The organism is Nocardioides sp. Z35_8, from assembly GCF_059621125.1.
Genome location: NZ_JCAQIE010000003.1, coordinates 195,210 through 216,640, shown reverse-complemented (window position 1 = coordinate 216,640; position 21,431 = coordinate 195,210). Strand labels below are relative to the sequence as shown.

The following is a 21,431-nucleotide window of genomic DNA, read 5'->3' as shown; positions in this document are numbered from 1 at the left end:
AGCCCGGAAGTTGCATCCTGCGCGGCTCGTGGCCGCGCGGTGTTGTTCCTAGCGTGGTGGTCACCACCCACCGCACCGATGGAGCACCGCCATGACCGTCACGACACCCCCACGCACGGGGACCGCGATCGAGCTGCACGACCTGCACAAGAGCTACGACAGCGGTCCCGAACCGACCCCTGCCCTCCGCGGCATCTCCCTCACGCTGAAGGCGGGATCGCTCACCGCGATCGTCGGCCAGTCGGGCTCCGGCAAGTCGACGCTGCTCAACTGCGCCGCCGGGCTCGACCGCCCCACGAGCGGGAGCGTCGTCGTCGGCGGGCACGACATCAGCACCCTGTCGGACGACGCGCTGACCCGGTTCCGCCGCGAGCACGTCGGCTTCGTCTTCCAGTCCTACAACCTGGTCGGCCACCTGAGCGTACGGGACAACCTCGAGCTGCCCCTCCTGCTCGCGGGCCGCCGGTCCGACCCGGCGTGGACCGACCACCTCCTCGCGCGCACCGACCTGGGGCGGCTGCTCGAGCGCCGGCCCGGGGAGCTCTCGGGAGGCCAGGCCCAACGCGTGGCGATCGCCCGCGCCCTGATCACCCGCCCGACGGTGGTCTTCGCCGACGAGCCGACCGGAGCGCTGGACTCGGCGACCGGCGCGGCCGTGCTGGAGCTGCTGAGCAGCACGGCGCGCGACCTCGAGCAGACCGTCGTGGTCGTCACCCACGACAGCCGGGTGGCGGCGAGCGCCGAGCAGGTCCTCGTGCTGGCCGACGGCCTGGTCGTCGACGCGCTCGTCGCGCCGAGTGCCGAGCAGGTCAACGCCCGGGTGCTGGAGACGAGCCGATGAGCGCGCTGCGGCTGGCCGCCTCGGGCGCCCGCGCCGACCTGCCCGGCTCGGTCGGGACCGGACTCGTCGTCGGTCTCGCATCGGCGCTCGTGACCGTCACCGGTGTGCTCATCGAGTCGGGGCTGCGGCTGCCCGGATCGGAGGGCGGCATGCTGGTCGCCCTCGGCACGTCGTTCGCCGGCACCGCGCTCGTCCTCGTCGTCCTCGTCGTCGCCGCGACGACGACCCTGGCGCTGCGCAGGCGCCGGCACGAGTTCGCCCTGCTGCGCGTCGTCGGCGCCACCCGCGGCCAGGTGCGCCGCCAGGTGTCCACCGAGCTGCTGCTGCTCAGCGCGGTCGCCGCGCCGCTCGGCGCGGTCCCCGGGATGTTCCTCGCCCGCTGGCTGGACCAGGCGCTGCGGGACGCGGGACTCGTCGACGCCGGGTACACCTCGAGCCTCTCGCCGCTCCCCGTCCTCGCGGCCGTCCTCGTCGTCGTCCCGACCGCGCTGCTGGCCGGACGGCTCGCCGCACGCGAGACCCTGCGCACGGCGCCCACCACGGCCGTACGCGACAGCGCGGCGGACTCGCGCCGGGTCGGCCCGGTGCGCCGGGTCGCCGCGGTCGTGACCGCCGTCGGAGGGCTGTCCGCCGCGCTGACGCCGGCCGTGCTGCCCGGCGCCATGGGCGGCGCCCTCGCCGCCAGCTCGGCGTTCCTGCTGATCGGTGCCGCCGCGCTGGCCGGCCCGCTGCTGGTCGAGTGGACCTTCGGCCGCGCCGCGGCCGTGTCGGGCGGTCGCGGCAGCGCCAGCACCCGACTGGCCGTCGGCAACCTGCACGGATTCTCGCGCCGCCTCACCGCCGTGGTCGTCCCGCTGGCGCTCGTCGTGGCGGTCGGCACCACGCAGACCACGGTCGACCGAGCCCTTCAGGAGGCCGCGACCCGGCAGCTCGGGGACGCCATCGGCACCAGCATGGTGGCGACGTCCGACCGGGGCCTGGACGCCGACCGGCTCGCGCGCCTCGCCGGCGCCCCCGGCGTCACGGGCGTCGTCCCCCTCGCGGGCGCCCCGGCCGAGGTCCGCGTCGACGACGAAGGACCCGAGGCGCTCGCCTGGGAGGCGACCCGGCTGCTGGTCGTGCCGCCGGACGTCGAGCGCGCCGTGCTGGACCCCGGCGTCGTGAGCGGGGACCTCGCCGACCTGGCCGAGCCGGGCACCGTGGCCGTCAGCTCCGACAGCTCGTTCGAGACGAGCACCGGCGTGGGCGACACGCTCCGGGTCCGGTCGGACGGTCGCGAGACGGACCTGCGCGTGGTGGCGGTGTACGACCGCGGGCTCGGGCTCGGACCCCACATCGTCGGTCCGGCCACGCCGGCCGGGCTCGGCGTGGACGCGACGACCGACCTGGCGCTGGTGTCCGCGGACGCGGCCGTGCGCGTCGACGGTGTCGAGGTCGTGCCGACCGCACGCCACGTGGCCACGGCCGCCAGTGCCGACGCGGGCGCCCAGCGCCTCTCGACGCTCCTCACCCTGATGCTGCTCCTCTTCGTGGGGCTCGGCTCGCTCAACGCCCTGGTGCTGCTCACGGCCGGCCGCGGCGGGGAGTTCCGCCTGCTGCACCGCACCGGCGCGACGCCGCGGCAGCTGCTCGCGATGACCGGCGCCGAGTCGGTGCTCACCGGGCTGGCGGCGTGGGTCATCGGCACCGTGTCCGTCCTGCCCGCCGTGCTCGGCACGAGCGTCGGGCTCGTCGGCTGGGGAGTCCCCGTCGTCGACCTCCCGGCCTACCTCGCGCTGAGCGCGGGTGTCGTCGCCCTGGCCGTCGTCGCCACCCTCGTCACGGCCGGGCGGACCGTGGGCACCTCGACCCGTCCGGCGCGCTGAGGGCGCCGCACGGATCGCGTCACCACGGCACGGTCCCGGCCTCGTCGCGAGATGACGCCGCTGGGCCCCGAAGTGGGGGCGTCGCGAGCCCGAGCGGGCCGCGGCGCCCTGCTCGGGCGTACGCCCCCGGCGGCCGTCGGGTCGGTGGCGGCGATTCCGTCCGCCCGTGCGTCTTGCTTCCCCTACGGTGCTGCCATGGGGGACACCACCACGCCACGAATCGATGCCGAGCCGTACGCCGGCCACGCCTACGTGCTGCCCGCGAAGCGCCTCGCCAACGCGATCGGGACCGCCAAGATCCTGTTCATCGCAATGGCGGTCCTGGGCGCCGTCCTCAACCTCGGGTCGGACGCCGCGCCGGTGCTGGTCCTGTGGGCCTTCGTCGCCGTGGTGTCGATCTACGTCACGTTCGGTTGGCTGGAGGAGACGCTCCGACTGCTCGTCGGCATCGCCCACAACACGGCCGGGACCGCTGCACTCGACGCGGCAGGTGACCGTTCGGGCGACGTCGTCGACTGACCGGCCGCGGCTCGCGGGCGTGTGGCAGGTCGGGTCGCGCTGGTCGCCGAACGGCGCGGGACGTCATGAGGATCCGCGGTTCGGACGGCTGAGCCCCATGACGTCGTACGGCGAGCCCGCCGGGCGAGGGCTAGTCTCGATGAGGTGCGCGCGTCCGGCGACCGGCTGAGGCTCACGTGGTTGGGCCACTCGACGGTGGTGATCGACCTCGCGGGCTGCCGACTGCTGACCGACCCCCTGCTGCGCACCCACAACAACGTGCTCCGCCGCAGGGCCGTGCCGCCGAGTCGCGAGCAGTGGGCGGACCCCGACGCGGTGCTGCTCTCCCACCTGCACCTCGACCACGCCGAGGTCCGGTCGCTGCGGATGGTGGCGGGAGTGCCCGTCCTGACCGGCAGCCGCAACGCGGCCTGGCTGCGAGGCAAGGGCCTGCTCGGCCAGGGCGCGGAGGACTGGACCGACGTCGGCGGCGTGCAGGTGCGGCTGGTGCGCGCCGTCCACCACGGCCGCCCGATGCCGCACCGTCCCAACGAGGCGCACGGGCACCTGGTGCGCTCGGACGCGACCACGCTGTGGGTGGCGGGGGACACCGCCTGGTACGACGGGATGGCCGACCTGCCCGCGCTGGCCGGCGCCGAGCGGGTGGACGTGGCGATCGTGCCGATCGGCGGGTGGGGCCCGCGGCTGTCGGCCAACCACATGGGACCGGCGCAGGCGGCGCGGGCGTGCGCCGCGACCGGGGCGCGCTACGCCCTGCCGGTGCACTGGGGCACCCTGCACGCGCCCCTGATGACGACCTTCGGCGACTGGTTCGAACGCCCCCTCGCCGCCTTCGAGGCCGAGGTCGCGGCCACGGCGCCGGACTGCCGGGTGATCACCGTCGAGCACGGGGAGACCTGGTCCCCCGCGGGCGACACCTGACCAGGGCGTACGTCTCGCTCGTCGGGTCGGGTCCGGGGCGGGTCGGGCGCTGCCGGAGCCGGGCGCTGTCGGAGCCGGGCGCTGTCGGAGCCGGGCGCTGTCGGAGCCGGGCGCTGTCGGAGTCCCCGCTCGAGCGGGGACTCCGACACCTGGAGGCCGTTGCAACCCCCTCCAGGTGTCAGACTTCCCCGCCAAGTACGCCTTCGCCGCCGGGTACGGCCGGGTGCGGCGGCCCGGACTCGAGGCGCTGGCCGGACTGCCGGAGGAACCCCAGGAGGACCTGGTGGAGCTGCTCGGCGCCCTCGACGCGCTCCGGCACGGAGGCGGCGAGGTCCTGCGGCGCGAGCAGGACCGCACTGTCCTGCCATCCGCCCAGGCCGCCGTGCGCACCGACCAGCTCCTCGAACGCCGCGATGTCGAGGGTGTGGTCGTCCACCGAGCTGTTGACGTAGAGGTCGGGGGCCCGCGGGTCGAGCACCGCCCGCAGCAGCACCCGCCGGGCGTGCTCGCCGAACCGGGCCAACGGGTCGGTGCCGGTGACGGCGCCCGAGGCCAGGTCGACCCGGCCGCCGTCGCCGTGGGCCCAGGGGACCCCGTGGTCGTCGATCCCGGCGATGAACCCCACGCCCGGGTGTTCGCTCAGTCCGGGGAGCAGGCGCGGCCAGCGAGCCGTGAGCGCGTCCAGGCTCTGACGGGTCGGGCCCGGCACGTAGAACAGTCCCAGGTTGCCCGAGCCCAGGACCACGGGCCGGGTGGTCGGGCGGTCCGGAGCACGGCTGCCGTCGCGGTCCTCGCCCTCCCTCTCGACCCGGCGTCGGGCCGGAGCCGTGAGCCGGCCCGCGACGCCCTCCTCACCGATGTCCTGCACCAGCGCGTGGGCCCTGCCCCAGCCCTCGTCGGTCTCCTCGAAGTCGTGGACGTCCTCGCCCATCAGCCGGGTGCAGAGGGTCGGCAGGTCCACGCCGTGGCGGTCGGCGAACGGCTGGCCCTGGGCCTGGCCGTGGTCGGAGACGACGACCAGGCGGTAGCGGCGGGCGGCGTGCGCGGCGAGCAGCTCCAGGTTGCCCAGCACCCGGTCGAGGCCCTCGAGGGCGTCCAGGGACTCGTGCCGGAAGAGACCGGCGTGGTGCGCGACCTCGTCGTAGTCGACGTAGTCGACGTAGATCACCTTGCGCCCCGCCTGCATCTCCTCGGCGATCAGCGCGGTGTTGAGGTCGCGCAGCAGGCCGTTGGTGACGGACCGGAGCAGCGCGAAGGTCCAGCTCCTGGGGACGCGGGGCACCAGGTCGTGCCGCACCTGGGCGCGCGCCTGCCAGCGCTCCTTCGCCACCTGGCCGAGCGTGCGGGTGAGGCTCCGGGAGAAGCCCGTGGGGGTGAGCATGAACCACGCCAACGCCCTCCTGGTCTGGGCCGAGCCGACCCGGGGGCTGGCCCGGCTCATCGTCAGCAGCGCGTTGTCCGCGTCGCCGGAGAAGAGGTTGGAGATCGAGACGCCGTCCTCGCAGAGCAGGCCGCGGCCGTCGCGCGCGCGCTCCTCGATGATGCGCGCGTCGCCGGGGTGGTTGGCGACCAGGACGCGGCCGAGCTCGCGGTCGTACCACCGGAAGCCCGGGATGCCGGCGACGGTGCCGTGCAGCAGGCCGAGCTGGCTGGCCGGGGTGGTGCACGGCAGCTGGGGGGTCCACTCGCGGAGCTGGTAGGCGCCCGTGGTCACCCACCGGCGGATCGTCGGCACCCCGCCGGCCTGGACGGCCCAGCGCAGCACCGGGAACGGCACCCCGTCGAGCTGGACGACGACCAGGCCGTCGACCTCCGGGTCGGTCGGCCGCACCGGCCGGCCCCGACGGGCGAGGGCGGTGGTGAGCGACTCGTCGGTGCCGGCGGTCAGGACGTAGGCCGCGATCGTCGCGCCGGCGGCGGACACCCAGCTCGCCCAGAAGGCGGCCGGCCAGGTCGCGGTGATCCCCGGGACGAGGAGGATCGCGACGTGCAGCACCACCCCCTGGGCGCAGAAGGCCAGCGGGAGCACCGTCAGCCAGCCGAGGCGGACGCCGACCTCCACCAGCAGCGGACGCACCAGCGAGCCGACGACACCGCTGACCGCCGCGACCGCCGCCAGGCTCCCGAGTGAGGAGGCCTCGAGGTCGGGGAGCAGCGCGTCAGCCAGCCACAGGAGGAGGGTGGAGACCAGCCAGGTGGCCAGCAGCCGCGCGAGGTCGGCGAGGACGAACCGGCCTCGACCTTGTCGGCGCGCGCGTCGGGAGACCGGTGCGTCGCTCGTCATGGCGCCTCCCACCCGGATCGTCCGAACGCCCGATCGTCCGAACGCCCGATCGTCCGAACGCCGGGTCGTCCCATCATGTCCCGGTGGGCGCTCCAGCGGAACGCCCTCGCCGGGCCGGGGTCACTCGGCGGAGCGTGCCTCGTTGCCCGCGGCCCGCCGCAGCAGCACCCGGCGCTCACCCTCGTTGCGGGTCAGCGAGGCCGCCCGGGTGAACGCCTCGGCCGCCTCGGCGTGCCGCCCGGCCAGCTCGAGCAGGTCGCCCCGCACGCTCGGCAGGAGCGGTGAGGCGCCCAGCGCCGACGGGTCGACGGCGGCCAGCACCGCCAGCCCGGCCGCGGGGCCGTGGGCCCGTCCGTGGGCGACGGCCCGGTTGACCTCGACGACCGGTCCGGGCGCCGCCTGTGCCAGGACGTCGTACAACGCCGCGATCCTGGTCCAGTCGGTGTCCTCGGCCCGCGCGGCGCTCGCGTGCTCGGCGGCGATGGAGGCCTGCAGGAAGTAGCGGCCGACCGGCGCGCCGCCGGCGGCCAGGCGGGAGGCGGCGCGCAGGGCGGCGAGCCCGCGCCGCACCATCAGCTGGTCCCACTGCGTGCGGTCCTGGTCGTCGAGCAGCACGGGCGTGCCGTCGGGGGAGAGGCGGGCGGCCGTGCGCGACCCCTGCAGCTCCAGCAGCGCCTGGAGGCCCAGCACCTCGGGCTCGTCGGGGGCGAGGTCGGCGAGCATCCGGGCCAGCCGGGTGGCCTCGGCCGCCAGGTCGGGGCGCATCCAGTCGCTGCCGGCGGTGGCGGTGTAGCCCTCGTTGAAGATCAGGTAGACCACGGCCATCACGTCGTCGAGTCGCGCCGTCCGCTCGGCGCCGGTGGGCAGCTCGAGCTCGGCGCCGGCTTCGGCGAGCGTCCGCTTGGCGCGCGAGATCCGCTGGCCCAGCGTCGACTCGCTGGTGAGGAAGCCGCGGGCGATCTCGGCCGTGGTGAGCCCGCCCACCAGGCGCAGGGTGAGGGCGGCACGCGACTCGGGCGTCAACGAGGGGTGGCAGGAGAGGAAGACCAGCCGAAGGACGTCGTCCTCGATGTGGTCGACCTGGTCGTCGAGGTCGGGCACCTGTGCCTCCTCCCCGCCCCGCGCGTGCTCGAGCTCGGCGACCTTGCGCCGCAGCGTGTCGGCACGCCGGAAGTGGTCGACGCCGCGGCGCTTCGCCGTCGTCATCAGCCACGCCGACGGGTTGTCCGGGACGCCGGACACCGGCCACTGCTCCAGCGCGGCGACGAGCGCGTCCTGCGCGAGGTCCTCGGCGAGGTCGACGTCGCGCGTCATCCGGGTGAGGGCGCCGACGAGGCGGGCCGACTCGGCCCGCCACGTGGCGATCACGACCCCTTCCGGCCCCGGGGGCCCCGAGGGGTCGTCGTACGTCGTCCCTGCCGGCACGCGGCCAGCGTAGTGCGGTCCCGACTCAGTCGCCGGGGGCCTCAGGGCCCTCCGACACCTGGCGCAGCGTGGCCACGACGGTGGCGTCCGGCCAGTGCTTGGCGTGCAGCTCGGCGAAGAGGCGCTGGTCGGCGACGGCCTCCTCGAGGCTGGCGTACTCCATCAGCGACCAGCCGCCGACGACCTCCTTGCCCTCGGCGTAGGGCCCGTCGACGCGGGTCACCTCGCCCGAGCGGACGACGAAGTTGACGGCGTCCTCCGTGCCGTAGAGCCCGCCCCCGTCGAGGAACGAGCCGTTGGCGGCCCGCTCGCCGATGAAGACGTCCATCGCGTCGAACAACGACTGCGGCGGCATGTCGATGTTCTCCTCCATCCTGACGAATCCCATGAAACGCGGCATCGTGATCGCTCCTCCTGTGTGCGGGTCGGTGTGTTCTCGCACGTACGTCGAACGGGCGCGACGCGCTTCGACATCGGTGTCCCACATCTTTCCGCCGGCCCGCCCGGCCTGCCAAGAGGCGTCAGCGCGGACGCGGGCGGGCCGCGTCGCCCGGTAGCGCGAAGTCCGCGTGCACGCCGGGACTGAAGGCCACGTGGTCGGGCGGGCGCGAGGCGAGGCCCGGCAGCCCCAGCGACGCCATCAGCTCGTCGTCGAGAGCGAGCACCTCGGCGTCGTGCAGCGGCCACGGCTCGTGCCGGTTGGGGACGTGGAGGGTGCGTCCCCACCACCGCGTGTGGAGTCCCCACCTGGCGGTGAGGAAGTGGTCGAGGTCGGTGGGCGCGCGCTGCGCTCCGGCACGTACGACGACGTGGCTGGCCGGCCGCGCACCGGCCCCGCGCAGGCGCGCGTCGTAGGTGTGCACGTCGCCGTCGCGGTGGTGGCGCATCCGCGCCCAGCGGTAGGGCAGGCCCAGGGCGGAGCGGGCCCCGAGCACCACCGCGGCCCGCTCGGCGGCGAGGGCGAGGAAGACGACGCCGCGCCGCCCGGTGCGGTCGACGGAGTAGAGGCGCACGTTGGTCTCCAGGAAGGTGCCCAGCCACGGGACCGCCGGACCCCGCCCTGCCCCGGCGTCGACCAGGCGGAACGGGACGAGCCCGACGTAGGTCCGCCCCCGGAACGTGTCGGGCCGGACCCCGGGCGGCATCCGGCGGGCCACGTCGGCGGGGTCGAGCGCCCAGTGGAGGAAGGTGAGGTCGCGCCACTGCTGGCTCATCATCACGGTGCCCGCCAGGGCCGGAGCCTCCGGCGACACGGGCTCGACGCATGCCTCGTCCACGGCCCCACCCTAGGCCGGGCCGAGCCCGCCCTCAGGAGTCCGGCGCGGCTCGACCCGACCGCGGCAGGCGTCGAGCAGCGGGCCCGGAGGCGCGACCTGTGGGTGACGGGTTGGTCGGGCGGGCCCGTGCTGTTCTAGGGTCGACCCCTGTGACAGAAGCGATGATCTCGGCGCGGGGACTGCGCAAGTCCTTCGGTGACTTCGAAGCCGTCAAGGGCATCGACGTGGAGGTGCGCCGGGGCGAGGCGTTCGGCTTCCTCGGCCCCAACGGCGCGGGCAAGTCGAGCACGATGCGGATGATCGCCTCGGTCAGCCCGGTGAGCGGCGGCGAGCTGCGGATCCTCGGCATGGACCCCGCCACCGACGGCCCGGCCATCCGCGGGCGGCTCGGCGTCTGCCCGCAGGAGGACACGCTCGACAACGAGCTCAACGTCTTCGACAACCTCTACATCTACGGCCGCTACTTCGGCATCGACCGGGCCACCTGCCGCGAGCGGGCCAACGAGCTGCTCGAGTTCGCGCAGATCACCGACAAGGCCAAGGCGAAGGTCGAGAACCTCTCGGGCGGCATGAAGCGCCGGCTCACCATCGCCCGCAGCCTCATCAACCGGCCCGACCTGCTGCTGCTCGACGAGCCGACCACCGGCCTCGACCCGCAGGCGCGTCACGTCCTGTGGGACCAGCTCTTCCGGCTCAAGCAGGCCGGCGTCACCCTCGTCATCACCACCCACTACATGGACGAGGCAGAGCAGCTGTGCGACCGCCTGGTCGTGATGGACAAGGGGCGCATCGCGGCCGAGGGGTCGCCGCGCGAGCTCATCGACGCCCACTCGACCCGCGAGGTGGCCGAGCTCCGCTTCGGGGTCGGCGAGCACGAGGCCCTCGCGGAGAAGATCGAGGACCTCGGCGAGCGCGTCGAGGTGCTGCCCGACCGGCTGCTCGTCTACAGCGACCACGGCGAGGACGTCGTCGCGGCCGTCATCGACCGCGGCCTGCACCCCATCGCGACGCTGGTGCGCCGCTCCACCCTGGAGGACGTCTTCCTGCGCCTCACCGGCCGGAGCCTGGCGGACTGACGTGACGACACCGCACACGGCCCCCGACGGCGCCGCCGTGACCACCGCCCGACCGGCGCCGACGGGCGCCCTGTCGGCGTGGGAGGGCATGGCCCGCCAGTACGACTACTGGCTCACCGTCCTCAAGCGCACCTGGCGCGGGGGAGTGGTGAGCAGCTTCCTCACCCCGCTGCTCTACGTCGTCGCGATGGGCGTGCTGCTCGGTGGCTTCATCGAGGCCGACCCCGACCGGCTCGACGGCGCGACGTCCTACCTCGCCTTCGTCGTCCCCGGCCTCGTCGCCTCGCACGCCATGACGATCGCGGTCAACGAGTCGACGTACCCCGTCATGGGGGCCATCAAGTGGCACAAGACCTTCTACGCCCAGCTGGCCACGCCGCTCGCCGTGCGCGACCTGGTCAACGCCTTCGTCGCGTTCGTGGTGTTCCGGGTCGCCTCGGCCTGCGCGGTCTTCATGCTGGTCCTCGCGCCGTTCGGCGTCTTCACCACGTGGTGGGGGCCGATCCTGGCGTGGGTGTCGCAGGTGCTGGTCGGCTGCGCCTTCGCGACCCTGGTCTTCGCCTACAGCGCGCGGCTGCGGTCGGAGGAGGGATTCGGCCTGCTGTTCCGCCTCGGCGTGATCCCGCTGACGCTGTTCTCCGGGGCGTTCTTCCCGATCAGCAACCTCGGCCCGGTGCTCGAGTGGCTCGCCCGGCTGACCCCGCTGTGGCACGGCGTCTCGCTGTCGCGGATGTTCTGCGTGGGCCAGGTCGACTGGTCGCTCGTCGCCGTGCACGTCGTGGTCCTGGTCTCGCTCACCGTCGTCGGCTGGTTCCTCGCCGTGCGCCACCTCGACCGTCGGCTGGAGGTCTGAGATGGCACTCGTCGACCCGATCCCCGCCCCGCTCACCCCCGCAGCCGCCACCAAGGTGCTGGTGCTGCGCAACTACGTCGTCTACAAGGACGCGTGGAAGCTCTTCATCACCGGCTTCCTCGAGCCCGTCTTCTACCTCTTCTCCATCGGCATCGGCGTCGGCAAGCTCATCGACACGTTCGAGTTCCACGGGGAGGCGATTCCCTACGCGGAGTTCGTCGCACCCGCCATGCTCGCCACGTCGGCGTTCAACGGCGCGCTGCTCGACTCGACCTACAACGTGTTCTTCAAGCTGCGCTACGAGAAGCTCTACGACCAGATGCTCGCCACGCCGCTCTCCACCGGCGACATCGCGCGCGGCGAGATCACGTGGGGCCTGATGCGCGGCTCGGTCTACTCCGCCGCGTTCCTCGTCGTGATGGCGCTGATGGGCCTGACCGACACCTGGTGGGCCGTCCTCGCCCTGCCGGCCGCGATCCTGATCGCGTTCGCGTTCTCGGCCGTGTGCATGGCCCTGACGACGTGGATGACGTCATGGCAGGACTTCGACAAGATCCAGCTCGCGCAGATGCCGCTGTTCCTCTTCTCGGCGACGTTCTTCCCAATCGAGGCGTTCGGCGACGGTGTGCTCCGCTGGGTCGTGGAGGCCACCCCGCTCTACCGCGGCGTCGTGCTGTGCCGCGAGCTGACCACGGGCGTGGTGACCTGGGAGTCGGCGGTCTCCGTGGTCTACCTCGTCGCGATGGGCATCGTCGGGTTGCTCGTCGTGCGCCGCCGGCTCGACAAGCTGCTGCTGACCTGAGGTGCTCCGGCGGGCTAGGTTCGGACGATGGACGCCTACGCTCGCGGTGACGTGATGGTCGTCGAGGAGTTCCCGATGACGGTGACCGGCAAGGTGCGCAAGGTCGAGATGCGCGAGGTGTCCGCCCAGCGCCTCGGCCTGGGCTGACCGCTGGTCAGCCCACCACCCTCTGCAGCCACGCCACGTCGATCCAGCGGTCGTGCTTGCGGCCCACCTCGCGCATCACGCCCACCTCCTCGAAGCCGCACGCGCGGTGCAGCGCGAGGCTCGCGTCGTTCGGCAGGGCGACGGCGGCGACGACGAGGTGCACGCCGTCGTCGGTGAGCCGCGCCAGCAGGGCGTCGTACAGCCGCCGGCCCACGCCGCGGCCCTGGTGCCCGGGCGCGACGTAGACCGTGGTCTCGCGGGTGTGGGAGTAGGCCGGCTTGGGCCGGAACGGCGACGAGGTGGCGTAGCCGGCGACGGCGCCCTCGTGCTCGGCGACCAGGAAGTGGTCGCGCGGCCCGGAGGCGGCCAGCCGCTCCTCCCACAGCTCCATCGGCCGGGGCTCGAGGTCGAAGGTGGCATGGCCCTCGCGCGCCTCGCGGGCGTAGATCGCCGCGACGGCGGGAAGGTCGGCGGGAAGTGCGCGACGGATGTCCATTCCGGCCATTGTCCCCCGTCCGGCGGCTGGTTGGATGGCACGCATGAGCATCACGCCCGACACCAAGGACTGGACCTGGGTCCTGGAGCGGTCGTGCCCGGAGTGCGGGTTCGACCCGGCAGCGCAGGGGCTGGCCGACCTCCCCGACCTGGTGCGCGCGAGCGCCGCGGAGTGGGCCCGGGCGCTCGCCCGCGGCGACGCGCGCCGGCGGCCCGCCGCCGACGTGTGGTCGGTCCTCGAGTACGGCTGCCACGTCCGCGACGTGCACGTGCTGTTCGCCGAGCGGCTGCGGCTGATGCTGACCGAGGACGAGCCGACCTTCGCCAACTGGGACCAGGACACCACCGCCGTCGAGAGCGACTACGCCGGTCAGGAGCCGGCCGTCGTGTCCGCCGAGCTGGTGCGCGCGGCGGGAGACGTGGCCGACCTCTACGCCGGTGTGACGGGCGCGGCCGCGGACCGCCCCGGGCTGCGCTCCAACGGCGACCGCTTCACCGTCGCCTCCCTCGGCACCTACCACCTGCACGACGTCGTGCACCACCTGCACGACGTGGGGGCCGGGCTCGGGTGAACGAGACGGTCCGGGCCTACGACCTCGACGCCGCGGCGTACGCCGACGCGTCACCGGTCATGCCGGCCTCGGTCCGTGCCGACATCGAGGACTTCGTCGACCGGCTGGCTCCGGGCGCCCGGGTGCTGGAGATCGGGTCCGGCGGGGGTCGCGACGCCCGGCTGGTCGAGGAGCTCGGCCTGCGGGTGCGGCGTACGGACGTCTCGCAGGGCTTCGTCGACCTCCTGCGCCAGCGGGGGTGGCAGGCCGATCTCCTCGACCCGCTCGTCGACGACCTCACCTCGCCGGAGGGCCCGTACGACGCCGTGTGGGCCAACGCCTCGCTGCTCCACGTCGCCCGGGCGGACCTGCCGACGGTGCTCGGGCGCCTCGCCGAGGTCACCCGGCCCGGCGGGCTGCTGCGGATCTCCCTCAAGGAGGGTGACGGTGAGGGGTGGTCGACGCACGGGTCGATCCGCCACCGGCGCCACTTCACCTACTGGCGCGCCGACGCCCTGCGCGCCGTCGTCCTCGGTGCCGGCTGGGCCGAGGTCGAGGTGCGCGGCGAGATCTCGGGCAAGCGGTCGGAGTCGTGGCTCGAGGTGTCGGCGGTCCGTGATGGGGTGTCCCCATGAGGCACACGGAGCTCTGGGCGCGGCTCGACCAGGTCCTCGGGCGTGACTACTCGCGCACCTGGGCCGAGCTCACAGTCGTGCGCGAACTCGACGGGCGCACGACGCGCGAGGCGCTCGACGCCGGCATCCCTCCCAAGCAGGTCTGGTCCGCGGTGCGCCGCCACCTCGAGCTCCCGGACAGCGAGCGGTGACCACCCGGCTGGAGGCTGGCCTCTCCGTGGCCGACGTGCAGCGGCGCACGGTGCGCACCCTCGTCGTCTCGCAGGCCGTCGGCGCCGTCGGCGTGACCATCGGCGTGGCGACGGCCTCCCTGCTGGCTCGTGACATCTCCGGCAGCGAGACGATGGCCGGCCTCGCGCAGACCTTCCAGGTCCTCGGCACGGCTGCGGCGGCCTACTCCCTGGCGCGGGTGATGCGACGCCGCGGACGACGCGTCGGGCTCGTCCTCGGCTACCTCGCGGGCGCGGCGGGCGCGGTGCTGGCGGTCGTCGCCGGCGTCGTCGACTCGATGGCGGTGCTGCTGCTCGGCGCGGTGCTGCTCGGCGCCACGACGGCGGTCAACAACGGCTCGCGCTACGCCGCCACCGACCTCGCCACTGAGGAGCACCGCGCCCGAGCGCTGTCGGTCGTGGTGTGGGCCACCACGATCGGCGCCGTCGCCGGGCCCAACCTCACCGGCGTGGGCGCGAGCGTCGCCCGGTCGATCGGCGTGCCCGAGCTGACCGGCGGCTTCGCCATCGGTGCCGTCGTCCTCGTGCTCGCGGCGGGGTGGGTCTGGTGGCGGCTGCGCCCCGACCCGTTGCTGCTCGCGCAGCAGGAGGCCGGCGCCGCGCCCGACGACCGCGAGCCGCGCGGGCGGTCGTGGCGTCGGTTCGTCGTCGTCGTACGCGACGTGCCGGCGGTCGGCGCCGCGGTGGTGGCGATGGCCTGCGCCCACGCCGCCATGGTCACCGTGATGATCATGACGCCGCTCCACATGGAGCACGGCGGTGCGCACCTCGAGGTCATCGGCTTCGTGATCTCGGTGCACGTGCTCGGCATGTTCGCCTTCTCGCCGCTCGTAGGCTGGGCCGCCGACCGCTACGGCCGCGCCGCGGTCCTGGTCGCCGGGGGAGTCGTGCTGCTGGTCTCGCTCGCGCTGTGCGGCCTGTCGCCGCAGGGCACGTCGTGGCAGATCTTCGCGGGGCTGTTCCTGCTCGGCGTCGGCTGGTCGTGCGCGACCGTCGCGGCGTCGACGGTGATCGCCGACCGCACGCCCATCGAGGCGCGCACCGACGTGCAGGGCACCTCCGACATGGCGATGTCGCTCACCGCCGCCGGGGGAGGCGCGCTCGCCGGCGTCATCGTCGGCTCGCTCGGCTATCCGGTGCTCGCGATGTTCGCCGCGCTGCTGGCGGGCGCGGTGCTGGTCGCGGGCACCCTCACCCACCGCCACGCCTGACCTGCTCCCGACCCCGCCCCGCCCACTCACGAACCGGGCGCGACACGCCGCACCCGGAGCCGACATCGAACACCTGTTCGGGCTACTGTGCTTCCACAGGTATGACGAGGGGCGAGGTTGTCCACAGCGTTCGACCGTCCTGATCAGGGACTGTCGGTGGCTCGCCCTAGCGTCGCAGACGTACCTCTCACGACACGACGACAAGACGGGACACTGCAATGGCTGGTGCAGACCGCGAGAAGGCCCTGGATGCCGCGCTCGCTCAGGTGGAGAAGCAGTTCGGCAAGGGCTCGGTCATGCGACTGGGCGACGAGACGCGTGCCCCGCTCGAGGTGATCCCCACGGGGTCGATCGCCCTCGACGTCGCACTCGGCCTGGGCGGCCTGCCGCGCGGGCGCGTCGTGGAGATCTACGGTCCGGAGTCCTCCGGAAAGACGACGGTCGCCCTCCACGCGGTGGCCAGCGCGCAGGCGGCCGGCGGCATCGTCGCCTTCATCGACGCCGAGCACGCGCTCGACCCCGACTACGCGAAGGCGCTCGGCGTCGACACCGACGCGCTCCTGGTCTCGCAGCCCGACTCGGGTGAGCAGGCCCTCGAGATCGCCGACATGCTGGTCCGCTCCGGCGCGCTGTCGCTGATCGTCATCGACTCCGTGGCCGCGCTCGTGCCCCGCGCCGAGATCGAGGGTGAGATGGGCGACAGCCACGTCGGCCTCCAGGCCCGCCTGATGAGCCAGGCGCTGCGCAAGATGACCGGTGCCCTCAACAACTCCGGCACCACGGCCATCTTCATCAACCAGCTGCGCGAGAAGATCGGCGTGATGTTCGGCTCGCCGGAGACCACGACCGGTGGTCGCGCGCTGAAGTTCTACTCCTCGGTGCGCCTCGACGTGCGTCGCATCGAGACGCTCAAGGACGGCACCGACATGGTCGGCAACCGCACCCGCGTCAAGGTCGTCAAGAACAAGGTGGCCCCGCCGTTCAAGCAGGCCGAGTTCGACATCATGTACGGCAAGGGCATCAGCCGCGAGGGCGGTCTCATCGACGTTGGCGTCGAGGCGGGCATCATCCGCAAGGCCGGCGCCTGGTACACCTACGAGGGCGACCAGCTCGGCCAGGGCAAGGAGAACTCGCGCAACTTCCTCAAGGACAACCCCGACCTCGCCAACGAGATCGAGAAGCTCATCCTCGAGAAGCTGGGCGTCACTCCCGCCGTCGACAAGCCCGCCGACGACCTGAGCGACGAGCCCATCGGGGTCAATGACTTCTGACCGGGCGCCCGGCTCCGCATCCGGACCCTCGTCGGGTGCGGTCGGGCCGGAGACCCGGCCGGCCCCGTCGTGGGTCGGCGACGTCGGCCTCGGCGTGGAGGCGTGGGTGGGGAAGGTCCCACCCACGCCCACCGGGACCGGCGCCGAGACCCCGGAGCCCGGCACCGATCGCCCTGCCCGAGGCGATCGCGCTGGGCGCGGCAGCGATCGAGGTGGGGGTCGAGGTGGCCGTCGCTCGGGTGGTCGCGGACGCACCCGCACCTGGGAGGAGCGCGAGGCGGCCAGGCTCGCCCGCGAGGAGGCTGCCGCCGCGGAGGTCGAGGCCGACCCCGAGGCGGTGGCCCGCAGGATCCTCCTCGACACCCTCACCGGGCAGGCGCGCTCGCGCCAGGAGCTGGCCGACAAGCTGGCCAAGCGGGGCGTGCCCGACGACCTCGCCGCCGGCCTGCTCGACCGCTTCACCGAGGTCGGGCTGATCGACGACGCCGCCTACGCCCGGCAGTGGGTGGAGAGCCGGCACCGCAGTCGCGGCCTCGCCCCACGCGCCCTGGCCCAGGAGCTGCGGCGCAAGGGCGTCGGCGACGACGACGCCAAGGCCGCGCTCGAGCAGATCGACGAGGACGACCAGCGCATCGCCGCCCGGGCGCTCGTCGACAAGAAGCTGCGCTCGATGGCAGGGCTCGACCCCCAGGTCGCCACCCGCCGCCTGGCCGGCCTCCTCGCTCGCAAGGGCTACCCCGCCGGCCTCGCGTTCTCCGTCGTCCGCGAGGCGCTGGCCGGGGCAGCCGAGGTCGACGAGCCCCACCCCGACTTCTGACCCGGGGCCGGGCTGCGGGCCCGCCTCTCCCACGGGCGACCGCCTCTGGTGGGATGGTGCCGTGAGCGAGCGCGAGGTCCTGACCTACGACCTGTTCGGCACGGCGACGCGCGAGCTGGCCCAGGAGGTGGCCGACTCGGGGTTCCATCCCGACATGATCCTCGCGATCGCCCGGGGCGGACTCGCCCTCGGCATGGGGCTCGGATACGCGCTGGCGGTGAAGAACATCTCCGTGGTCAACGTGGAGTTCTACACCGGCGTCGACCAGCGCCTCGACGTCCCGATCATGCTCCCCCCGACCCCGGCGGCCGTCGACCTGTCGGGCCTGAAGGTGCTGGTGGCCGACGACGTCGCCGACACCGGGCGCACGCTGGAGCTCGTCCACGCGTTCTCCGAGGGACACGTCGCCGAGGTGCGCACGGTCGTCATCTATGAGAAGCCCCAGTCGGTCATCCGACCCGACTACTCGTGGCGGGTCACCGAGCGCTGGATCGACTTCCCCTGGTCGGTGCTGCCGCCGGTCGTGGATCCCGACGCGATGGCGCACTGACGCGTACGCCGTCGTACGGGCGCCGGTGGGCCATGATGACCCCATGAGACCCGCCATCGCCGACGCGCTCCGCCTGCCGGGCGGACCCGTCGACCTCACGACGATCGCGACCGACGCCACGCCCGGCTTCGACGGCACCAAGACCGACGGCAGGGCCGCGCTCGCCGACATGCAGGTCGAGCTGGCCGACCTCCAGGAGCGGCTGTGGGCCGAGCGCACCGCCGGCTCCCAGCGGCGCATCCTGCTGGTGCTCCAGGGCATGGACACCAGCGGCAAGGGCGGCGTGCTGCGCCACACCATTGGCCTGGTCGACCCCCAGGGCATCCGCATCACCAGCTTCAAGGCGCCCACGGAGGAGGAGCTCGCGCACGACTTCCTGTGGCGCATCGAGAAGGGGCTGCCGGAGGCCGGCTACATCGGGGTCTTCGACCGCTCCCACTACGAGGACGTCCTCATCGGCCGCGTCCGCTCCTTCGCCGACCCCGCCGAGATCGAGCGCCGCTACGGCGCGATCAACGACTTCGAGGCCCGGCTGACCGACGAGGGCGTCTCGGTCGTCAAGTGCATGCTCCACATCAGCGCCGCCGAGCAGAACAACCGCCTCGCGGCGCGGCTGGCCAACCCCGACAAGCACTGGAAGTACGACACGAGCGACCTCGACGAGCGGACGATGTGGTCGGCCTACCGCCAGGCCTACGAGATCGCCCTCGAGCGCACGGGCACGGACGCCGCGCCGTGGTACGTCGTGCCGTCGGACAAGAAGTGGTATCGCAACCTGGCGATCGCCCACATCCTCCTTGACACCCTGCGCGGCCTCGACCTGCACTGGCCGGCCGCCCGCTTCGACGTCGCGGCCGAGATCCGGCGGCTCGCCGAGGAGGCACCGGTCCGGTGACGAGCACCGCAGTCACCGGCCCCCTCCCGACGGTCCAGGTCACCCGCTACGTCACCCCGCTGCGCGAGGGCGGCAGCCTGCCCGGCGTCGTGGAGGGCGACGACCTCGGCACCTACGTGTGCAAGTTCCGCGGCGCCGGTCAGGGCGCGAAGGTGCTCGTCGCCGAGGTCATCGTCAGCGGCCTGGCCACCCGCCTCGGCCTGCGCACCCCGCGGCTGGTCGTGCTGGACCTCGACCCCGAGCTCGCGCGCTACGAGGCCGACGAGGAGGTCCAGGACCTGCTCAACGCCAGCGTCGGGCCCAACCTCGGCATCGACTTCCTGCCCGGCTCGTTCGGCGTCGACGGCCAGGTCGGCACGGCGGACGACGAGGGGGCGCGGGTGCTGTGGCTCGACGCCTTCACCGCCAACGTCGACCGCTCGTGGCGCAACCCCAACCTGCTGCTGTGGCACGGCGACCTCTGGGTGATCGACCACGGCGCCTCGCTCTACTTCCACCACGGCTGGCGCTCGGGCGTCACCGACCCGGCGCGGTTCGCCGCGCAGCCGTGGGACGCCGCCGGCCACGTGTTCGAGACCTGCGCCGGCCGGGCGCGCGAGCTCGACGAGGAGATCGCCGCCCGGCTCGACCGGGACGCCTTCGTCGACGTGCTGGCCGCGGTCCCCGACGTGTGGCTGGAGCCGGTGCCCGGCGCGGAGACGCCCGGTGCGCTGCGCGAGGCGTACGTCGAGTTCCTCCTCGCGCGCCTGGGCACCCGCCAGTGGCTGCCGGAGGTCGCACGATGACCGCTCGCCGGATGGCCTACCAGTACGTCGTGCTGCGGTGCGTGCCCCGCCCGGAGCGCGAGGAGTTCGTCAACGTCGGCGTCGTGCTGCACTGCCAGGCCGCCGACTACCTCGACGCCTCGTGGTCGGTCGACGCCGATCGGCTCCGCGCCCTCCACCCCGGCATCGACGTCGACCACGTGTGCGAGGCCCTCACCTTCGCCGACCGGGTGTGCCGCGGCGACGAGCGCGCCGGCGAGGCGGCCCGGCAGTCGCTGGGGCAGCGCTTCGGGTTCCTCAAGGCGCCGCGGAGCACGGTGCTGCAGCCGGGCCCGGTGCACGGAGGTCTCACCGCCGACCCGGCGCGACAGCTCGCCCACCTGCGCGAGCGGCTCGTCGGCTAGCCCATGACGTACGTCGGTGCGGTGCGGGCGGCCCTCGCCGTGGCCGGCGACCCGGTGCGCGCGGCCCAGCAGCAGGCCTACATGAAGTCCGCGCTGCCGTTCGCCGGCCTGACGGCGCCGGAGCTCAGGGCCCTGCTGCGGCCCCTGCTGGTCGAGCACCGCTTCGTCGACCGGGCGCAGTGGGAGGCCGCGGTGCTCGAGCTGTTCGAGGACGTCGAGCACCGCGAGGAGTGGTACGCCGCGGTCGCGCTGCTGCGCGACCCGGCCTACCGCGCGTGGCTCGACCCCGACCTGCTGCCCCTGCTCGAGCACCTCGTCCGGCTCGGCTCCTGGTGGGACGTCGTCGACGAGATCGCCTCGCAGCCCGTCGGCCAGGTGCTGCTCGACCACCGGGGTGCGGCCACGCCGGTCGTCGAGGGCTGGTCGGTAGACCCCGACAGCCTGTGGGTGCGGCGTACGGCCGTGCTGGCGCAGCTGCGCCACGGCGAGCAGACCGACACCGACCTGCTGGAGCGGGTGCTCGTCGCCAACCTCGATGACACGACGTACGGGCGCGAGTTCTTCGTCCGCAAGGCGGTGGGGTGGGCGTTGCGACAGCATGCGCGCACCGACCCGGCGTGGGTCCGCACCTTCGTGCAGGACCACGCCGACCGGCTGAGCGGGCTGTCGCGGCGCGAGGCGCTCAAGCACCTCACCTGACCTCGGGTGACCGGTCGCCCGAGCGACCGACCGCGACGACGTCGTGCCGGATCAGACGGGGACGAGCTCCACGGCGCCCACGGCGTAGCGGGCGAGGATCGCGCGGGCGACCGCCGGGTGCGCCCCGAGCGGGTCGGAGACCGCCACGGCACCGGCCTCGACGGCCAGCTCGGTGGCCCGGTCGGGCAGCCTGCCGGGAGCGAGGAAGAACGACGCGACGGCGACGTGGCGCTTGCCCTCGGCACGGAACGCACGCACCGCCTCGCCGGCGGCCGGGGGAGCGGCCGAGGCGAAGGCCGCGGTGACCGGGAGCCGGTGACGCGCGCCCCAGGTGCGGGCGATGCGGGCGACCGCCTGGTTGGCGAGCGGGTCGGACGACCCGGCCGCCGTCAGCACCAGCGCGTCGAGCTCACGCACCCGGGCGGCCTTGAGCGCATCGCGCAGGCGCAGGTCGAGCACCTCGAGGAAGGCGGCCTCCATGCCGAGGATGCGGCTGGCCTGGATCCGGACCCCGTCGTGGCGGGCCATCGCGGCGGCGATGGCCTCGGGCACGTCCACCTTGGCGTGGTAGGCCTCGGTGAGCAGCAGCGGGACGACGACGATCTCGTCGTGGCCCGCCTTCACCAGCCGGTCGACGACCGTGTCGAAGCTCGGCTTGGAGAGGTCGAGGAACGCCGTCTCGATCTTGAGGTCGGGTCGCATCGCCTTGACCTCGGCGACGAGCGCCTTGATCGTCGCGGCCGAACGCGGGTCCCGGCTTCCGTGGGCCAGGGCAACCAGAGCAGGAGCAGCCATCAGGCGTGCCTCCGTTCGTGAGTGGAGCGGTGCATCAGGGTGTGGTGCTGCGGCGGGACGACGTTGTCGCGCTGCGTCGAGCGGGAGATGGTCTCGAGGGTCGT

Annotated in this window: 24 protein-coding genes; 18 read left to right on the top strand and 6 right to left on the bottom strand. The window is 73.7% G+C overall.

What is annotated here, in order from left to right:
* Nucleotides 1-91 precede the first annotated feature (91 nt).
* The 4 genes from AC54T2_RS15505 (at nt 92) to AC54T2_RS15490 (ending at nt 4,146) form a co-directional block, all read left to right on the top strand.
* Entirely contained in the window at nt 92-841 is a 750-nt protein-coding gene (locus tag AC54T2_RS15505; RefSeq protein WP_496666613.1) for an ABC transporter ATP-binding protein, read from the top strand.
* Nucleotides 838-2,706 (top strand): FtsX-like permease family protein, encoded by a 1,869-nt coding sequence (locus AC54T2_RS15500; protein ID WP_496666612.1) that lies wholly within the window; start codon nt 838-840, stop codon nt 2,704-2,706. The genes AC54T2_RS15505 and AC54T2_RS15500 overlap by 4 nt, the downstream gene beginning before the upstream one ends.
* A 195-nt stretch (nt 2,707-2,901) precedes the next feature.
* A complete protein-coding gene (locus tag AC54T2_RS15495) occupies nt 2,902-3,225 on the top strand; it encodes a hypothetical protein (RefSeq protein ID WP_489976131.1) in 324 nt (107 codons plus the stop codon).
* A gap of 144 nt (nt 3,226-3,369) precedes the next feature.
* Entirely contained in the window at nt 3,370-4,146 is a 777-nt protein-coding gene (locus AC54T2_RS15490) for an MBL fold metallo-hydrolase (protein ID WP_496666611.1), read from the top strand.
* 178 nt (nt 4,147-4,324) lie between these two features.
* Here the strand turns inward: AC54T2_RS15490 and AC54T2_RS15485 are convergent, their stop codons facing one another.
* The 4 genes from AC54T2_RS15485 to AC54T2_RS15470 form a co-directional block, all read right to left on the bottom strand.
* A complete protein-coding gene (locus AC54T2_RS15485) occupies nt 4,325-6,430 on the bottom strand; it encodes an alkaline phosphatase family protein (protein WP_496666610.1) in 2,106 nt (701 codons plus the stop codon).
* 120 nt (nt 6,431-6,550) lie between these two features.
* Nucleotides 6,551-7,855 carry a sigma-70 family RNA polymerase sigma factor gene (locus tag AC54T2_RS15480; RefSeq protein WP_489976128.1) on the bottom strand — a complete coding sequence of 435 codons (1,305 nt, stop codon included), beginning with the start codon at nt 7,853-7,855 and terminating at the stop codon, nt 6,551-6,553.
* A gap of 25 nt (nt 7,856-7,880) precedes the next feature.
* A complete protein-coding gene (locus AC54T2_RS15475) occupies nt 7,881-8,243 on the bottom strand; it encodes a YciI family protein (RefSeq protein WP_241005388.1) in 363 nt (120 codons plus the stop codon).
* Between the two features lie 133 nt (nt 8,244-8,376).
* The gene (locus AC54T2_RS15470; RefSeq protein ID WP_241005389.1) at nt 8,377-9,132 is read right to left on the bottom strand and encodes a YqjF family protein; all 756 of its coding nucleotides are present in this window, start codon (nt 9,130-9,132) and stop codon (nt 8,377-8,379) included.
* A gap of 149 nt (nt 9,133-9,281) precedes the next feature.
* On the opposite strand from AC54T2_RS15470, the gene AC54T2_RS15465 reads away from it, so the two are divergent.
* Genes AC54T2_RS15465 through AC54T2_RS15455 form a run of 3 tightly spaced genes read left to right on the top strand, consistent with a single transcriptional unit; the run spans nt 9,282 to nt 11,863 of the window.
* Nucleotides 9,282-10,208, top strand: coding sequence for an ATP-binding cassette domain-containing protein (locus AC54T2_RS15465; protein ID WP_489976127.1), 927 nt, complete (start codon nt 9,282-9,284; stop codon nt 10,206-10,208).
* Between the two features lies 1 nt (nt 10,209).
* A complete protein-coding gene (locus AC54T2_RS15460; RefSeq protein ID WP_241005390.1) occupies nt 10,210-11,061 on the top strand; it encodes an ABC transporter permease in 852 nt (283 codons plus the stop codon).
* 1 nt (nt 11,062) lies between these two features.
* A complete protein-coding gene (locus AC54T2_RS15455) occupies nt 11,063-11,863 on the top strand; it encodes an ABC transporter permease (RefSeq protein WP_186341956.1) in 801 nt (266 codons plus the stop codon).
* 154 nt (nt 11,864-12,017) lie between these two features.
* On the opposite strand, the gene AC54T2_RS15450 is transcribed toward AC54T2_RS15455, so the two are convergent.
* Nucleotides 12,018-12,506 carry a GNAT family N-acetyltransferase gene (locus AC54T2_RS15450; protein ID WP_496666609.1) on the bottom strand — a complete coding sequence of 163 codons (489 nt, stop codon included), beginning with the start codon at nt 12,504-12,506 and terminating at the stop codon, nt 12,018-12,020.
* Between the two features lie 43 nt (nt 12,507-12,549).
* Between AC54T2_RS15450 and AC54T2_RS15445 the strand changes: the two genes are divergently transcribed.
* The 11 genes from AC54T2_RS15445 to AC54T2_RS15395 all read left to right on the top strand — a co-directional run bounded on the left by AC54T2_RS15445 (nt 12,550) and on the right by AC54T2_RS15395 (nt 20,532).
* Nucleotides 12,550-13,077 carry a DinB family protein gene (locus AC54T2_RS15445; protein WP_489976125.1) on the top strand — a complete coding sequence of 176 codons (528 nt, stop codon included), beginning with the start codon at nt 12,550-12,552 and terminating at the stop codon, nt 13,075-13,077.
* Nucleotides 13,074-13,691: a class I SAM-dependent methyltransferase gene (locus tag AC54T2_RS15440; RefSeq protein ID WP_496666608.1), complete on the top strand. Its 618-nt coding sequence runs from the start codon at nt 13,074-13,076 to the stop codon at nt 13,689-13,691. The genes AC54T2_RS15445 and AC54T2_RS15440 overlap by 4 nt, the downstream gene beginning before the upstream one ends.
* Nucleotides 13,688-13,882: a DUF3046 domain-containing protein gene (locus tag AC54T2_RS15435; RefSeq protein ID WP_186341959.1), complete on the top strand. Its 195-nt coding sequence runs from the start codon at nt 13,688-13,690 to the stop codon at nt 13,880-13,882. Before AC54T2_RS15440 ends, AC54T2_RS15435 begins: the two co-directional genes overlap by 4 nt.
* A gap of 26 nt (nt 13,883-13,908) precedes the next feature.
* Complete coding sequence (locus AC54T2_RS15430) at nt 13,909-15,132, top strand: MFS transporter (protein WP_241005391.1); 1,224 nt, start codon at nt 13,909-13,911, stop codon at nt 15,130-15,132.
* Nucleotides 15,133-15,350: 218 nt separating this feature from the next.
* Nucleotides 15,351-16,403, top strand: a complete 1,053-nt coding sequence (gene recA, locus AC54T2_RS15425; protein WP_186341960.1) for a recombinase RecA — start codon at nt 15,351-15,353, stop codon at nt 16,401-16,403.
* Nucleotides 16,393-17,220 carry a regulatory protein RecX gene (locus AC54T2_RS15420; protein WP_186341961.1) on the top strand — a complete coding sequence of 276 codons (828 nt, stop codon included), beginning with the start codon at nt 16,393-16,395 and terminating at the stop codon, nt 17,218-17,220. Before recA ends, AC54T2_RS15420 begins: the two co-directional genes overlap by 11 nt.
* 61 nt (nt 17,221-17,281) lie before the next feature.
* Nucleotides 17,282-17,770 (top strand): phosphoribosyltransferase, encoded by a 489-nt coding sequence (locus AC54T2_RS15415; protein ID WP_496666607.1) that lies wholly within the window; start codon nt 17,282-17,284, stop codon nt 17,768-17,770.
* A 43-nt stretch (nt 17,771-17,813) separates the two neighbouring features.
* Nucleotides 17,814-18,665: a PPK2 family polyphosphate kinase gene (locus tag AC54T2_RS15410; RefSeq protein ID WP_496666606.1), complete on the top strand. Its 852-nt coding sequence runs from the start codon at nt 17,814-17,816 to the stop codon at nt 18,663-18,665.
* Nucleotides 18,662-19,450, top strand: a complete 789-nt coding sequence (locus AC54T2_RS15405; protein WP_186341964.1) for a HipA family kinase — start codon at nt 18,662-18,664, stop codon at nt 19,448-19,450. The genes AC54T2_RS15410 and AC54T2_RS15405 overlap by 4 nt, the downstream gene beginning before the upstream one ends.
* Complete coding sequence (locus tag AC54T2_RS15400) at nt 19,447-19,833, top strand: DUF3037 domain-containing protein (RefSeq protein ID WP_186341965.1); 387 nt, start codon at nt 19,447-19,449, stop codon at nt 19,831-19,833. Before AC54T2_RS15405 ends, AC54T2_RS15400 begins: the two co-directional genes overlap by 4 nt.
* Before the next feature lie 3 nt (nt 19,834-19,836).
* Complete coding sequence (locus tag AC54T2_RS15395; protein WP_496666605.1) at nt 19,837-20,532, top strand: DNA alkylation repair protein; 696 nt, start codon at nt 19,837-19,839, stop codon at nt 20,530-20,532.
* A 51-nt stretch (nt 20,533-20,583) separates the two neighbouring features.
* On the opposite strand, the gene AC54T2_RS15390 is transcribed toward AC54T2_RS15395, so the two are convergent.
* On the bottom strand, nt 20,584-21,327 hold the full coding sequence (locus AC54T2_RS15390; protein WP_186341967.1) for a sirohydrochlorin chelatase: 744 nt from the start codon (nt 21,325-21,327) through the stop codon (nt 20,584-20,586).
* Nucleotides 21,328-21,431 lie beyond the last annotated feature (104 nt).

Coding starts and splice junctions, on each gene's coding strand:
- AC54T2_RS15505 (WP_496666613.1), top strand. CDS start 92: ATGACCGTCACGACACCCCCACGCACGGGGACCGCGATCGAGCTGCAC.
- AC54T2_RS15500 (WP_496666612.1), top strand. CDS start 838: ATGAGCGCGCTGCGGCTGGCCGCCTCGGGCGCCCGCGCCGACCTGCCC.
- AC54T2_RS15495 (WP_489976131.1), top strand. CDS start 2,902: ATGGGGGACACCACCACGCCACGAATCGATGCCGAGCCGTACGCCGGC.
- AC54T2_RS15485 (WP_496666610.1), bottom strand. CDS start 6,430: ATGACGAGCGACGCACCGGTCTCCCGACGCGCGCGCCGACAAGGTCGA.
- AC54T2_RS15475 (WP_241005388.1), bottom strand. CDS start 8,243: ATGGGATTCGTCAGGATGGAGGAGAACATCGACATGCCGCCGCAGTCG.
- AC54T2_RS15455 (WP_186341956.1), top strand. CDS start 11,063: ATGGCACTCGTCGACCCGATCCCCGCCCCGCTCACCCCCGCAGCCGCC.
- AC54T2_RS15450 (WP_496666609.1), bottom strand. CDS start 12,506: ATGGACATCCGTCGCGCACTTCCCGCCGACCTTCCCGCCGTCGCGGCG.
- AC54T2_RS15445 (WP_489976125.1), top strand. CDS start 12,550: ATGAGCATCACGCCCGACACCAAGGACTGGACCTGGGTCCTGGAGCGG.
- AC54T2_RS15435 (WP_186341959.1), top strand. CDS start 13,688: ATGAGGCACACGGAGCTCTGGGCGCGGCTCGACCAGGTCCTCGGGCGT.
- recA (WP_186341960.1), top strand. CDS start 15,351: ATGGCTGGTGCAGACCGCGAGAAGGCCCTGGATGCCGCGCTCGCTCAG.
- AC54T2_RS15420 (WP_186341961.1), top strand. CDS start 16,393: ATGACTTCTGACCGGGCGCCCGGCTCCGCATCCGGACCCTCGTCGGGT.
- AC54T2_RS15410 (WP_496666606.1), top strand. CDS start 17,814: ATGAGACCCGCCATCGCCGACGCGCTCCGCCTGCCGGGCGGACCCGTC.
- AC54T2_RS15400 (WP_186341965.1), top strand. CDS start 19,447: ATGACCGCTCGCCGGATGGCCTACCAGTACGTCGTGCTGCGGTGCGTG.
- AC54T2_RS15395 (WP_496666605.1), top strand. CDS start 19,837: ATGACGTACGTCGGTGCGGTGCGGGCGGCCCTCGCCGTGGCCGGCGAC.
- AC54T2_RS15390 (WP_186341967.1), bottom strand. CDS start 21,327: ATGGCTGCTCCTGCTCTGGTTGCCCTGGCCCACGGAAGCCGGGACCCG.